The organism is Staphylococcus sp. mip270_02 (assembly GCF_054031535.1).
The window spans coordinates 2609760-2624696 of the sequence record NZ_CM132934.1 but is presented as its reverse complement, the minus strand read 5'-3'; the positions used below and the strand labels follow the sequence as shown (position 1 = coordinate 2624696).

General features: G+C 31.9%; 15 protein-coding genes. 7 read left to right on the top strand and 8 right to left on the bottom strand.

The window, feature by feature from the left end; all coding sequences use genetic code 11:
- The first annotated feature begins 77 nt into the window (after positions 1–77).
- Both ACW5YJ_RS12595 and ACW5YJ_RS12590 read left to right on the top strand, forming a co-directional pair.
- Entirely contained in the window at positions 78–1124 is a 1047-nt protein-coding gene (locus ACW5YJ_RS12595) for a ferrated catecholamine ABC transporter substrate-binding lipoprotein SstD (RefSeq protein WP_457338264.1), read from the top strand.
- A 317-nt stretch (positions 1125–1441) separates the two neighbouring features.
- Complete coding sequence (locus ACW5YJ_RS12590; RefSeq protein ID WP_017722519.1) at positions 1442–1768, top strand: PH domain-containing protein; 327 nt, start codon at positions 1442–1444, stop codon at positions 1766–1768.
- A gap of 287 nt (positions 1769–2055) precedes the next feature.
- On the opposite strand, the gene ACW5YJ_RS12585 is transcribed toward ACW5YJ_RS12590, so the two are convergent.
- The 3 genes from ACW5YJ_RS12585 to ACW5YJ_RS12575 form a co-directional block, all read right to left on the bottom strand.
- Entirely contained in the window at positions 2056–2370 is a 315-nt protein-coding gene (locus ACW5YJ_RS12585; RefSeq protein ID WP_017722518.1) for a CHY zinc finger protein, read from the bottom strand.
- A gap of 14 nt (positions 2371–2384) precedes the next feature.
- The gene (murB, locus tag ACW5YJ_RS12580; RefSeq protein WP_107551309.1) at positions 2385–3305 is read right to left on the bottom strand and encodes a UDP-N-acetylmuramate dehydrogenase; all 921 of its coding nucleotides are present in this window, start codon (positions 3303–3305) and stop codon (positions 2385–2387) included.
- 231 nt (positions 3306–3536) lie between these two features.
- Positions 3537–4079 (bottom strand): GrpB family protein, encoded by a 543-nt coding sequence (locus tag ACW5YJ_RS12575; RefSeq protein WP_017722516.1) that lies wholly within the window; start codon positions 4077–4079, stop codon positions 3537–3539.
- A 127-nt stretch (positions 4080–4206) separates the two neighbouring features.
- Here ACW5YJ_RS12575 and ACW5YJ_RS12570 point away from each other — a divergent pair, with 127 nt between their 5' ends.
- The 3 genes from ACW5YJ_RS12570 (at position 4207) to ACW5YJ_RS12560 (ending at position 6977) form a co-directional block, all read left to right on the top strand.
- Positions 4207–5100, top strand: a complete 894-nt coding sequence (locus ACW5YJ_RS12570; protein ID WP_017722515.1) for an EMYY motif lipoprotein — start codon at positions 4207–4209, stop codon at positions 5098–5100.
- A gap of 154 nt (positions 5101–5254) precedes the next feature.
- Positions 5255–5575 carry a bacillithiol system redox-active protein YtxJ gene (gene ytxJ / locus ACW5YJ_RS12565; RefSeq protein WP_017722514.1) on the top strand — a complete coding sequence of 107 codons (321 nt, stop codon included), beginning with the start codon at positions 5255–5257 and terminating at the stop codon, positions 5573–5575.
- A gap of 277 nt (positions 5576–5852) precedes the next feature.
- Positions 5853–6977, top strand: coding sequence for a glycerate kinase (locus tag ACW5YJ_RS12560; protein ID WP_017722513.1), 1125 nt, complete (start codon positions 5853–5855; stop codon positions 6975–6977).
- 324 nt (positions 6978–7301) lie between these two features.
- On the opposite strand, the gene pepT is transcribed toward ACW5YJ_RS12560, so the two are convergent.
- The 4 genes from pepT to gdpS form a co-directional block, all read right to left on the bottom strand.
- Complete coding sequence (pepT, locus tag ACW5YJ_RS12555) at positions 7302–8534, bottom strand: peptidase T (protein WP_457338262.1); 1233 nt, start codon at positions 8532–8534, stop codon at positions 7302–7304.
- 12 nt (positions 8535–8546) lie between these two features.
- Positions 8547–9047, bottom strand: a complete 501-nt coding sequence (locus ACW5YJ_RS12550; RefSeq protein WP_017722511.1) for a threonine/serine exporter family protein — start codon at positions 9045–9047, stop codon at positions 8547–8549.
- Between the two features lie 17 nt (positions 9048–9064).
- Positions 9065–9826 (bottom strand): threonine/serine exporter family protein, encoded by a 762-nt coding sequence (locus tag ACW5YJ_RS12545; protein ID WP_017722510.1) that lies wholly within the window; start codon positions 9824–9826, stop codon positions 9065–9067.
- 525 nt (positions 9827–10351) lie between these two features.
- A complete protein-coding gene (gdpS, locus tag ACW5YJ_RS12540) occupies positions 10352–11422 on the bottom strand; it encodes a GGDEF domain-containing protein GdpS (RefSeq protein ID WP_017722509.1) in 1071 nt (356 codons plus the stop codon).
- A 400-nt stretch (positions 11423–11822) separates the two neighbouring features.
- Here gdpS and ACW5YJ_RS12535 point away from each other — a divergent pair, with 400 nt between their 5' ends.
- Complete coding sequence (locus ACW5YJ_RS12535) at positions 11823–12884, top strand: glycosyltransferase family 4 protein (protein WP_017722508.1); 1062 nt, start codon at positions 11823–11825, stop codon at positions 12882–12884.
- 119 nt (positions 12885–13003) lie between these two features.
- Here the strand turns inward: ACW5YJ_RS12535 and ACW5YJ_RS12530 are convergent, their stop codons facing one another.
- Positions 13004–13645 carry a YigZ family protein gene (locus tag ACW5YJ_RS12530; protein ID WP_119603779.1) on the bottom strand — a complete coding sequence of 214 codons (642 nt, stop codon included), beginning with the start codon at positions 13643–13645 and terminating at the stop codon, positions 13004–13006.
- A 163-nt stretch (positions 13646–13808) separates the two neighbouring features.
- Here ACW5YJ_RS12530 and fakB1 point away from each other — a divergent pair, with 163 nt between their 5' ends.
- Positions 13809–14672, top strand: a complete 864-nt coding sequence (fakB1, locus tag ACW5YJ_RS12525; protein ID WP_017722506.1) for a fatty acid kinase binding subunit FakB1 — start codon at positions 13809–13811, stop codon at positions 14670–14672.
- The last annotated feature ends 265 nt before the right edge of the window (positions 14673–14937 follow it).

The window sequence follows — 14937 nt, the reverse complement described above, 5'->3', positions numbered from 1 at the left end:
ATGCAACTGTAACGTTGTTAACTTTTAGGGACATAAAAAGGAATACATCATTTAGAAATCCAGGAGGAGTTAAGTACATGAAAAAATTAGGTTTATTATTAGTAGTAGGGTTAATGTTTTTATTAGTAGCATGTAGTAATGGCGGATCAGACGATAAAAAGAATTCAGAAGCTGATTCAAAAGGTGAAAGTTCAAATAAAACTGTAAAGGTTGAAAATAACTATCAAGCAAGTGGAGAGAAACGTGATGGTAGTGATGCTAAAGCAGTTAAGGAAACTGTAGAAGTTCCTAAGAACCCAAAAAATGCAGTTGTTTTTGATTATGGGACATTAGATACAATGAAAGAAATGGGACTTGAAGATAAAGTTAAAGCACTTCCTAAAGGAGAAGGTAATAAATCATTGCCAGATTTCTTAAGTGATTTCAAAGATGAAAAATATTTAAATACTGGAAGTCTAAAAGAAGTTAATTTCGATAAAGTTGCTGAAGCTAAACCAGAAGTTATCTATATTTCTGGACGTACAGCGAACCAAAAAAATCTAGATGAATTTAAAAAAGCTGCACCAGATGCAAAAGTAGTTTACGTTGGTGTAGACGATAAAGATGAAGTGAATTCATTGAAAAAGAATACTGAAACTTTAGGTGAAATTTATGATAAAGAAGACAAAGCAAAATCACTAACTAAAAAATTAGATGATAAAATTGCTGGTATCAAAGATAAAACAAAAGATTTAAAAGATAACAAAGCATTATTCTTATTAGTAAATGAAGGTGAATTATCAACATTTGGATCAGGTGAACGTTTCGGTGCAATGATATTCGATACAATGGGCTTCACACCAGCTGATGATAATATTAAAAATAGTAAACATGGTCAAAATGTCACTAATGAATATGTAGCAGAGAAAAATCCGAGTATTATCTTTGCAATGGACCGTGGACAAGCAATTGGTGGCAAATCAACAGCTAAAAACGCATTAGGTAATGATGTGATTAAAGATGTAGATGCAATTAAAGATAACAAAGTGTATGAGTTAGATCCTAAACTTTGGTACTTTGCAAGTGGTTCTACCACAACAGCAATTAAACAAATTGAAGAAGTTGAGAAAGCTTTAGAAAAATAAAGTTAAAGGACGTCATTTGTGGGGGCACGTCTAAAAAGAGAGTCTGGAGTATACCAGGCTCTCTTTTCAATTTACGAAGCTAGTCTAATGTATTACTAAGAAGTAATAGAATTGCTAAGTTAAATCAGATTTATCACAATACTGAAATTGATAATTGAATATGCGTTTTATATTGATTTTAAGTGAAATCAATATATTATTAAACTTTAAGGTAGGAATGTTATAATAAGAAAACGAATACAAGTGATTTTTAGAAAACAAACCTCTAACATCAACTTGTACAAATCAAAACAACGAATGTAGGGGGATTGAAATTAATGATATTAGACAATGTTAATCCAAATGATTTATATCCAACTGAGAAAAAAGGACCTAATGTATTAGGAACAATAGAATATTCTATACAAGGTTCTTCAGAATTTGAAGGTGCTTTTATAGCTACAAGCGAAAGAGTTATCTTGAATGTTGATATGAATGGTGAATTTTATTATAGAAGTATCGCGTATAACGAAATAGAATCAATTAATTACGATGGCGAAAAGATTAATTTTAAATTTAACATTGGGCCAATGCCTATGAAAAATATTCAAAAAGGTGATGTAGAGACCTTCGTTCAATTTGTTAGTGATAAAATAGATCATTAATTGACTATCTGAAAAATTGGCAATCAACCAAAGGGTGAAATTGTGAATTTAATAATTGAAGTTATAACAAATGAAATAGTTTGATACATAAATATTAATACTTAAAATAAACAGCAACTTCAACTTTTGTGGAGGAGCTGTTTATTTTAAATCAAAAAATCAAGAGAAAGTATAATAAACAAAGTGTATTTATTAAGATTTTGAAATCAAAGAAACTGTAAATATAAAAAAACGTGTTACATCTTCTGTATAATCAATAAGATGTAACGCGTTTTTTAAATGGTTAATTAAACTGAAAAATATAAATGATAGTGATACTTACAACGATTGTTAAAATGTGCATCACACTCGGGACAAGCTTCAATCATCATATAATCATTTATAGTCATTTCATGATGACAAACGCCACATAAAATTGCCTTTTCATTAAATTCATCTGAATCCCACCGCTGTATGCTATGGTTTTCGTGTTCGTTGTGACATTTGTAGCAAGGGTAGTATTTGTTACAACATTTGAATTTTATCGCAATGATGTCTAATGGTGTTTGATAATGTGTACATCGAGCTTCGTTATCTACTGTAGAACCATATACATTAATCATAGTCTTTACTCCTATTAATCAACAGGGTGGTCTCCAATGATTCTCACTTCAGGATGGAGATCAACGTCAAATTTTTCTTTTACAACTTCTTGAACGTAGTGGATCAAATCTTCGTAATCAGTAGCCGTACCTTTATCAACATTTACCATAAAGCCAGCATGTTTTTTAGACACTTCAACTCCGCCTATACGATGACCTTGTAAATCAGAGTCTTGAATCAATTTGCCTGCAAAATGGCCAGGAGGACGTTGGAAAACACTGCCACACGACGGATATTCTAGTGGCTGTTTTGTTTCTCTTCTCTCAGTTAGATCATCCATAGTCGCTTGTATCTCGTCTAAATTGCCAGGTGCAAGTGTAAATGCAGCTTCTAAGACTACTAAGTGTTTTTGTTGCACAATACTATTACGATAATCTAATTCCAACTCTTTATTCGTTAATGTAATTAATTCGCCTTTATCATTAACACAAAGTGCATAATCAATACAATCTTTTACTTCTCCACCATAAGCACCTGCATTCATAAATACAGCACCACCGATGGACCCAGGGATACCGCATGCAAATTCAAGTCCAGTTAGGGCATGATCTCTTGCAGTACGTGAAACATCTATGATTGCTGCGCCACTACCAGAAATAATTGCATCATCTGATACATCGATATAATCAAGAGAAAGTAAGCTAATAACAATTCCGCGAATACCACCTTCGCGAATAATAATATTAGAACCATTCCCTAAATAGGTTACAGGAAGATCTTTAGTATAGGCATAGTGAACAATGGCTTGAACATGTTCGTTTTTGGTAGGAGAAAGATAATAATCAGCCTTACCACCAGTCTGTGTATATGTATACTTTTTTAAAGGTTCATCAATTTTAATAATTTCTGATGGTACAATTGCTTTTAATTCCTTTAAGATGTTATCTTTATGCAACTATAGAACATCCTTTCTTGTTGAATTCATTTATTTATTATACCAATGATTTGTGCGCTTGGCTAAAATCTTAGGAAAATATTCATGATTTTTTTAAACTTTAATTAAACATTAAAGAGATTTCCTATGGAAACAGGAATTTAGTTAAAATGACTTAAAATACATATGTACGTTATAAAAATTTAAGTTATTCAATTCTATATTGATATTTCAGTTTTTAAGCTTAATTAATTACATATCAGTACTTTTCATGTCGCCACTTAAATGTTTTATTAAATTGTCAAACAGTTTCTGCTTCTGATTTTCATAGTCACGTATATTTGTAGCAGTAATTGCAGCAGATTGTTTTGCTTCGCCAAATGTTGTGGTTAAATGGTCATTTTTACTGAGTAAAAGGTTTGTTTGCAAGTAGTCATTATAAAGTTTTGAGTTCTTTTGTATAATATGTAAACGAGCTACTTGTTTTAATTCTATTAAGTTATTAAATTGTGCCATAACTACTTTTTTCTTATATGGATGGTGTAAGCGGTAGAACCCTTCATAATTCAAACGTTTTTCATCTAAGGATGTAATGTCATGTAAATTATTTACACCCACTAATATATCTAAAATAGGCTCGGTTGGATAATTAAAGTGTGAAGTTCCACCGAGATGATGTGTTGATTTAACAGGTGTATCAAGCAAGTTGAAGAGGATATCGCTTAGTTCTTGGTATTGCTGTCGATAAATGTTTTTATGGTCTTCTGTTACTAATGGTTGGATATGAGAATACATGTAGGTTGTCCACGCCTTTCAATGTTATGATAGAACTGTTAAACTGTAAATTCTGAAACAATATATCACATATCATTTTCAAGTTAAATAAGTTTCTGTATAATACTGAATGATAAGGAGTGCAGAAATGAAAAAAATAATTTGCATTGTTTTATTGTTTTGTTTTTCAATTACACTAAGCGCATGTGGCAATGAAGGAGCTACCGAATTTAAAGACTTTGATAGCACGCTTAATGACGTAAAATCCAAAGAAAATGAACTGAAAAAAGTCATAGATGATATTCACTTAAAGCGTTTAGATGATTTAAGCAAGACAGATATGACAGACAAAAACAAAAAAGAATTTAACGAATTGCAAAATAAAGTAAATAGTAAATTGGTTCCTAAGCTCGACAATTATGAAGCGGCTGCGAAAAAACTACCTACTGATTCTGAAGAAACAAAAGAATTAAAATCAACATATTTAAAATCAGTGAAAGATAAAAAAGCTGCTATTAATGACTTGAAAAACTTCATTGATTTATGTAATCAAGCAGTTAAGGCAAATGAAGATATTTTAGACTATACTAAGTTATTTGAAAAAAATAGATCTCAGGTTGAAGCACATATGCAAAAAGCAAGTGACGCTGGTTCTACAACAGATGTAAATAATTTTAAACATAAACTAGAGCAAAATAATAAAGATTTGAGAAACACGGCTGAGAAAGAAGCGGACTCAACGAATACTACCAAAGTAAAACAGTCTATAGAAACACAAATTATGCCTTTAATTGATAAGCAGATTAAAGATTTGAATAAAACAGCAATTACAAATAATTATGTCAATGATGCACGTAAAAATGCCATAGAAATGTATTACAGCTTACAAAATTATTATGAAACTCGAAAAGAAACGATAGATATTAGCGAACGATTAGATAAAATCAACGCTAAAGATTTACCGAAAAAGGGTGAAGATTTAGAGAAGTTTGACGCTGATTTTGACAAAGAATATAATAATGTCAAAGAAGACTTTAATTAAAAAGGTTTTTTACCAAAGTTATAAAATTTTAAATAAACAGTTAACAACAAAAAGAGAGTTGTGTATAATTGGAAACAATGATATGTGTATATCGTGTAAATTTCACACTTTTTGAAACATCACTGTGTGTTAAATATTTTTAGAGGTGAATAGAATGGCTATAAAGCTGAGTTCGATTGACCAGTTTGAGCAAATTATTAATGAAAATAAATATGTATTTGTACTGAAACATAGCGAAACATGCCCAATTTCAGCAAATGCAATTGACCAATTCAACAAATTTTTATATGAAAGAGATATGGATGGTTATTATTTAATTGTACAACAAGAAAGAGAATTATCTGATTATATAGAAGAAAAAACAAGTGTGAAACATGAATCGCCACAAGCATTTTATTTTGTTAAGGGACAAGCGATTTGGAATGCGAGTCACGGAGATATTAACGTTTCCACATTAGCAAGTGCTGAAGAGTAAAAACAATAAAATACAGATTTAAACGCTTGTTAAGCGCTTATCATTGAGGTAGGTGTTTAACAAGCGTTTCTTATAATGTGAAAAATTTTCGCCTGGCATGTATAATAAATAATTGAATAAGAAATGTAGATTACGATTTTATCGTTTACACATATATAGTCAAAACATGAGGCATTCATATATGAACTGATGTATAAAAATTTAAAAGTGATTATGTACCTAATTTTTTACTTTTATTAATTAAAAAATTTAAAATAAAAATACTAGAGGTGTCAAAATGAAAGTTTTAGTTGCGATGGATGAATTTAATGGAATTATTTCCAGTTATCAAGCGAATCGTTATGTTGAAGAAGCTGTAGCTAGCCAAATTGAAAAAGCAGACATAGTACAAGTTCCTTTATTTAATGGGCGTCATGAGCTTATGGATTCTGTCTTTCTTTGGCAGTCAGGCACTAAATATAGAATGACAACACATGATGCTGATATGCAAGAGGTAGAAGCAGTGTATGGTATCACAGATAGTGGTATGACTGTGATTGAGGGTAATCTGTTTTTAAAAGGTCAAAAGCCAATAAATGAACGTACAAGCTATGGTCTGGGAGAAGTTATAGTAGATGCTTTAGAGAACGACGCGACGCATATTGTTATTTCACTTGGCGGTATCGGTAGCTTTGATGGCGGTGCTGGTATGTTACAAGCACTGGGAGCTAAGTTTTACGATGATGAAGCACAGGAAATTGATTTACGACAAGGTAGTCATAAGTTGAAATATATCCGCAAAATTGATATTTCTGGGTTACATCCAAACTTAAACAATGTACGTTTTCAATTAATGTCAGATTTTGATAGTAAAATTTACGGTAAGAATAGTGAGATAATGCAAACGTATGAAGCTTATGGGGTAACACGTGAAAAAGCTGCCGAAATTGATAATTTAATTTGGTATTTAAGTGAAATGTTCAAAAGTGAATTAAGGCTTGTACTTGGCCCAGTGCAAAGAGGTGGCGCAGGCGGTGGCATTGCTGCAGTATTAAATGCGCTCTATAATGCAGAAATCATGACTAGCCATGAACTCGTAGATCAAATAACACATTTAGATGCATTAATAGAGCAAGCAGATTTAATTATTTTTGGAGAAGGTATAAATGAAGCAGATCAAATACTTGAAACAACAACGGTACGTCTAGCAGAATTAGCTACAAAATACAATAAACCATCAATAGCAATTTGTGCCACTGATGATAAGTTTGACTTATTTGAATCTATAGGTGTTACAGCAATGTTTAATACATTTATAGAAATGCCAGAAAGTTTTACTGATTTTAAAATGGGGATTCAAATTAGACATTATACTGTCCAAGCGATTAAGTTATTGAAAACTCAATTTGATATAAACAAATAGTTTAAGTGATTAAAATGCATTGCTAGTGTTCTTTGTGGAGTGTATCTTAAGCCACTGACATGATAAATAGTTTTTGGTAACTTTATTCGTTATGCCGTTATCATTTTAGTGAAAAATATGTTGTTAAGCATGATAAAAATTAAGAGCCTGGGACATAAATAGATGTCTCAGGCTCATTTTCAATTTGGCAGTAGGTGACTGAATTGAAAATACGCTTATATCAAGCATTTTTCAATGCTAGTCACCAATTGCCGGGGTGGGACTACGAAAGCTATGTTAGAAAATTTGATTTCTGTCCCACTCCCTATTTTAATATAAATATAATTATTTTTGATATGTTTGTACGACTTCTTCTGTAATACCAACAATAACTTCAATAGCTTTCTCCATTACATCAATAGATGCATATTCGAAAGGGCCATGGAAATTATCACAGCCAGTAAAGATATTTGGTGTAGGTAATCCCATATATGAGAGTTGTGAACCATCTGTACCTCCACGAATTGGTGCGGTATTGGCTGGGATATCTAATTTAGTAAAAACACGTTTTGGTATATCAATAACATGTGGATTTGCCGAAATTTTTTCACCCATATTATAATATTGGTCGTTGATTTCAATTTCAATAGGATTATCTTCAAAATGCGTGTTGATATCATTTTTAATTTCGACTAAACGTTTCTTCCGTAAGTTAAATTGATTACTGTCGTGATCTCGAATAATATAATGAAGTGTTGTTTTTTCAACGTCGCCATTCATTTTCATCAAATGATAAAAACCTTCATAACCTTCAGTTCTTTCAGGGACTTCGTTTGGTGGAAGTAATGAATTAAATTGCTGGCCTAATAATACAGCATTAATCATAGCATCTTTAGCTGAACCTGGATGTACATTGACACCATGACAAGTTACGATTGCTTCAGCAGCATTAAAGCTTTCATATTGTAATTCACCAAATTCGCTGCCATCCATTGTGTACGCAAAGTTAGCGTTAAAGCGTTCGACATCAAATTCATGAGGGCCTCTACCGATTTCTTCATCTGGCGTAAATGCAACACGGATACGTCCATGTTTAATTTCAGGATGTGAAGTTAAGTATTTTAAAGCTTCCATAATCTCAACTACACCAGCTTTATCATCAGCGCCTAATAATGAAGTTCCATCTGTAACCATAAGTGTATGACCTTCGACATTTTTCATATTTGGAAAAACATCTTGGCTTAAAACGCGGCTCGTATCTCCAAGTTTAATCGGTTTGCCATCATAAGCTTCAATTATTTGTGGATTGACATTAGTAGCGTTAAAGTCTGGTGATGTATCGACGTGTGCTAAAAAACCAACAGTTGGTAAATCAGCATCTACATTGCTTTCTAATGTGGCAAATAAGTAGCCTTGTTCATCGATATCTGTCTCTAATCCAAAATCAGTCAATTCATCATTTAATAAGTTTAATAAATTCCACTGTTTCTCTGTAGATGGCGTGGTATTAGATTCTGGATCAGATTGTGTGTCAATAGTTACGTATCTTGTCAGTCTTTCTATTATGTCTTGTTTCATAAAAACACCCCTTTAAGCTCTATTGTTCATATTGTAAGATTTTTTATAAGTTTTGCCATTCATTTTACCATAATGTTGTTTTATCCGTGTATAGATATAATAAATAATCTCTGCACATAAAATACCAAAAGCAATTGCACCTGAAATTAGAGTTACTTCTAAAAATGTATTAACGGCGTGTGTGTATTCATTACTTACTAAAAATCGTGTAGCTTCATATGCTAAGCCACCTGGTACAAGTGGAATAATACCAGGTACAATGAAGATAATTACTGGTCGCTTGTAACGTCTACTCATGACGTGGCTCATTAAAGCTAAGATAAAACTACCTAAAAAAGAGGCTAGGACTTTACCTAAGTCAGCATCAAACGTCAACTTATAGATGATCCAGCCCATTGCGCCTACAAAACCACAAGCTAAAAGGAGGCGTCTTGGTGCATTGAACAGAATTGAAAATAGCATTGTTGCAAGAAAGCTAATTATAAATTGTGAAAAGTAATAGACAATGGCCATAATGTTAGCACTCCTTTTTAAAATATTAATAATACTATGGCAACACCAGCTCCAATTGCAAATGAAGTTAATGCCGCTTCAACACCACGTGACATACCAGCAAGTAATTCACCAGCCATCAAATCACGTATGGCGTTAGTAATCAAAATGCCTGGTACAAGAGGCATAACACCAGCAATGGTTATGATATCTTGATTATGTGACCAGCCTATTTTTGTGAAAGCAGAGGCTATCATAATAACCACTGCTGCACTAATAAACTCAGAAAAGAATTTAATCTGTATGTAACGTTGTACATAATTAAAGGTTAAAAAAGCGCCCGCTCCAGCGAGGATAGCGAAAATAAAGTCTTGGATGATTCCACCAAACATAAATAGGAAAAAACCACATGCAATCGGTGCGGCCAAGAAATTAGTTAGGGATGAATATTGTAAAGAAGCGTGATGCAAATGTATCAGTTCAGATTTTGCTTGATCTATATTCAGTTCATTATTAGAAATTTTTCGTGAAAGACTATTAGTCAAAGCAATTTTTTCTAAATCTGTTGTACGTTCGCGAATTCTGATAAGTCGTGTATTAGTACGGTTATTTAATGAAAAAATGATTGCAGTAGATGTCACAAAGCTATATGTATCATCTAAACCAAAACTCGCAGCTATACGTGTCATCGTGTCTTCAACACGGTATGTTTCAGCGCCGCTTTCAAGTAAAATTCTTCCTGCAATAAGCACGACATCAATGACTTTATCCTCATCAATAATCGTAATTGAATCTGACATAGCTTTGCACCTCCTGAAAAGTTTTTAGAACAATTGAAAGTTTACAGTGTACAATTGAAACTTTCAATAGCAATTCATACGCCGTCATAATTTTTTAATATTCCATTATATATTGTAACAAACTCAATTGTATAACTATAACGGTTTATAGAAATGAAAGTTTTAGATAAAGATTTTAAGGTTAGAAATTACCGCATTACATTAACACTGTTTGTCATAATAATTTGATGAATTCTAAATATAAAAAAGCTTAAAGTTTTTTATGAATTAAGTAATTGATAGTTTGATTCAAAATATTTGTCCAAAATTGAGGTGTAGTTCATTTTAAGTAGTGATAAGATTTGATAGGGATTTACATATCGATAAAAAGACAAACACCCTCTGCTGAGTGTTTGTCTTTTTATTGATATAAGTCATGTTGTGAGGCGCCAGGGAATTAGTTTAAACTGGAACATCTAATAAATTATGCTTAACGTAAGTTATATGAACTGAGCTTATATAGACACAATTAAACATGGATATGTTTTAAAGTTTAACAATAGGATTAAACATCACTTGATTACGGCCTTCATTCTTAGCCATATGCAACATATCATCTGCTATTTTAAATACTTTACGTTGTGACTTGTAATCATCAGCAGTTAAATAACCCACACCTATTGAAACAGATAATTTAATAACCTCTTTATTAGGTAGATGGAAAGTTGATTGTTCTACGCCCCCACGTATACTCTCACTTAATTTAACACATTGGTCTAATGTGTAATCGTATAAAACGATCGAGAACTCCTCGCCGCCATTACGATAAATACTAAATTCTTGTGGTACATAGTTTTTGAGAAGTTGAGCAACTTGTCTTAGTACTGCATCACCAGATTGATGTGAAAATTTATCATTTACATCTTTAAATCCATCGATATCGATAAGTAACAGCCCGATACTTTGGTTATTTTTTTCAGCAATGCTTGTCGTTTCATTAAGGTGTCTATCGAATTCTTTAACGTTACCTAAACCTGTTAAATAATCAAATTTCTCTTCATTTTCATAACGATTTACTAAAGAGAAAAAATACCAAATATCAACAAATGTAATTGACGAAGTAATCATTAATATAAATGATATAGGTATTAAGAACAATACCTCTGTAATTTCGTAATATGGGCTTATGAGTGATAAAATAAAGAAAATAACAAGTGTAATCGCGTTAAGAATTTGTAGTGAAATAATATCATTTTGTTTTAAAAATGGACCAACAGCACCAACAATCACAGCGATAACGATAAGTATCATAGCGGCAATGATAGTATAATCACCAATTAAAACATTTACTAACCCTACGATTAATGCTGAAAGCACAGTGTAAAACATGTTCGTATATCTACCTAGGAAGAGTATAGGTATGAAGGTTAAGTAAAGTGTGTATTGGTTAAATAATGGCACGGGATAAGCAGATAGTAAAAGTGCTACTATGGTCATTAAAACTGTAACATATTCTTTAGAAAACACCATGTTCTTATTCTCTGAATACTGTAAGCGGTGAAATAAATAGATACCTGCTACTGTAACAGAAATATTGTAAATAATAGCTTCAAACATTTAACTTTACACTCCTCTTTGGTTAGCACTTTGTTATTGTAAGTGAAAACTTACAATTTGTCATCTTTATGAAAATAGAAATTTATAACATTCACTTAATATTCATGTTAGAATAATTTTTTGAGTGAATATACAATGATTCACTCTGAAATTTAAATATTTAAGAAATAATCCTGAGACTTATCAATTATCGCATTTCAAGTTGTATAAGTAAAAGCGTATAGGGTATTATAGAATTATGTAACATATCAGACTATATAACGACTGCAATTAATTTTCAAATTTGCATGATTCGATAAATTAGATGATGATTAGCTTACAATTAATTTTAAATAATTATTTTCAACTTAGGATTTTGAAATTAAAAATAAAACAGAATTACATTAATGAAGGTGAACTGATGTATACATTATTATTAATCATTTTTTCAATGATTGTCAGTTTGATACTTACACCAATAGTCATAAAGGTTTCACATAAATTAGGGATTGTAGATCAACCGAATTTTAGAAAGGTACATACTAAACCTATATCCGTACTTGGTGGAACTGTTATACTCATATCATTCTTAGTAGGGATATGGCTTGGACATCCTATAGAAACGGAAGTTAAACCTCTGGTTATTGGGTCAGTGTTAATCTACTTGGTTGGACTCATAGATGATATTTATGATTTGAAACCAATAATTAAATTATTTGGTCAAGTAATTGCAGCACTTGTTGTTGTTTATTATGGTGTGACTATTGATTTTATTTCTTTACCTATTGGGCTCACGATTCATTTTGGTATTCTAGGTATACCAATTACAGTTATTTGGATTGTGGCAATTACCAATGCAATTAATTTAATTGACGGACTAGACGGTTTAGCATCCGGTGTTTCGATGATTGCATTAATGACGATAGGTTTTATCGCTATCTTACAAGCAAATATATTTATTATGATGATTTGCAGTGTTTTGATTGGAGCGCTTCTGGGATTCTTATTCTTTAATTTCCACCCAGCAAAAATCTTTTTAGGCGATAGTGGTGCTTTGCTAGTCGGTTTTATCGTAGGTTTCTTATCACTGCTCGGATTTAAAAATATTACCTTTGTATCTTTATTCTTCCCGATTGTAATTTTAGCTGTACCATTTATTGATACACTGTTTGCCATGATTCGTCGTGTGAAGAAAGGTCAGCATATTATGCAAGCTGATAAATCGCATCTCCATCATAAATTTTTAGAACTTGGCTATTCACATCGTCAAACTGTATTATTAATATATTCTATAGCATTACTGTTTAGTCTTGCTAGTATAATATTATATCTATCTCAACCGTGGGGCGTACTCATGATGTTTATTTTGATTTTAATCACAATAGAGCTTATCGTCGAATTTACAGGACTGATTGATGATGATTATCGACCATTATTAAAATTGATTGAAAATAAAGAACAGCATGACGATTATCACAAATAATATTATAAAATATTAATCATAGTTATAGAGATGCACCTCCATATTATAGGAGGTGTATTTTTTGTGTTTAAAATGTAAGGTAATATATTAAATGAAAGTTAATTTAACATCACAAAACGTTAATTTGTAGGTATATCGAAAGGAAGACGAACTGTTTCACCCTCAATTAAATTATAATTACCTGAGGTAGTGCGATTTAAAAATGTTAGAAAGTTATCGTAATCGGAAGCTACAACATCAATGCTATAACTTACTTTGTCTGTGTAGGTTTGCTCTCGCAATAAGAAAGGCGTACTTTCTAACTCGTATTCAAATTTACCAGTTAAATCATAGCCTATAGTTACAGTAGTAGGTATAGCAGGGCGTAATGCGACACGTCCGATATCAAATATGACATCTCTCACAGCGCCACTATAAGCGCGGATTAAGCCACCACCGCCTAGTTTAATTCCACCGAAGTAACGTGTAACCACCACACATGCATTATGAATCTCAAGCTTTTTAAGAATTTCTAACATTGGCACGCCCGCTGTACCACTTGGTTCACCGTCATCGTTTGCTTTTTGAACATTCATTTGATCACCAATTGTGTACGCCGAACAGTTATGGTTAGCTTCTTTATGTTCTGCTTTGATAGCTGAAATAAAATCTTTTGCTTCATCTTCTGTTTCAACAGGTTTAATATGCGCTATAAAACGCGATTTACTGATTATATTTTCAATCGTATGTTCTTGTTTAATCGTTTTGATTGTGTTATCCATTATGGTCACCTCGAGTATGTATTATACGTTTAGTTATTTACAGTGAAGCAGTTATTAACTAATATTATACACTGTATTTAATTATAGATTAAATGTTAAAATAAATTTTCTTTTAAGCAAAAGTAAGGTATTATAGTTGTGAGTATAATTGAGGAGGATTATGATGAAAATCGCTGTCTTGACAGATTCAACGAGTTATCTATCTCAAACATTAATTGAAAAATATAATATAAAAGTAGCCCCATTAAGTGTCACTTTTGATTCTGGAGAAAATTTTGTTGAGAATGCAACAATATCAACGGATGAATTTTATAAACGCATGAAAACATCGGATACTATTCCAACAACTAGCCAACCCGCGATTGGAGATTTTTTAGAGAATTTCGAACAATTACGTGAAGAAGGATATACAGATGTTATTTGTGTATTCTTATCTGGAGGTATTAGTGGTTGTTATCAAACAGCTACTCAAGCTGGCGAAATGGTAGAAGACATCAATGTTTACACATTTGATTCAAAATTAGCTGCAATGGTTGAAGGTGCATATGTGCTCAAGGCTATTGAAATGATTGAACAAGAATATGAACCACAAGCAATCATTGATGAGCTATATGCAATGCGAGAAGATACTGGTGCAGTATTAATGGTAGATGACTTAAAAAATCTACAAAAAAGTGGACGCATCACAGGCGCACAAGCATGGATTGGTACAATGCTTAAAATGAAGCCAGTATTGAAATTTGATGATGGTAAAATAGTACCTGACGAGAAAGTAAGAACAAAAAAGCGCGCATTGCGTAAAATGATTGATAAAGTTATTGCAGAAGTAAAAGATTTTGAAGAAGTAACATTATTTGTTATCGAGGGCGACATTGCGGAAGACTCAGATTGGATTCAACGCGAGTTAGAAGAAAAATATGCGCAATATCCAATCTATCGTTCAAGTTTTGGACCTGTAATCGCAGCTCATCTAGGCTCAGGTGGAATTGGATTAGGTTATGTAGGACGTACTATTCGTACAAAATAATATTTGCACACTAAAGACATGTTTGGCTTTGTTGCCACATGTCTTTATTTGGAGGTGAAGAGCGATAAAATACTATGGTAGATTAATTATAGATAAATCACTTTTAACAAATGAAATAATAAGTCATGTATCAAAAGGTATAATTATAAAAAATAATAAGTGGTATTGCATACAATGTCACACTAATCAACCAAGACATTACTATAAGTACTATTCAGAAATTTTAAAAAAGTATATTATTTATTGTAGAAATTGTATTAATTTG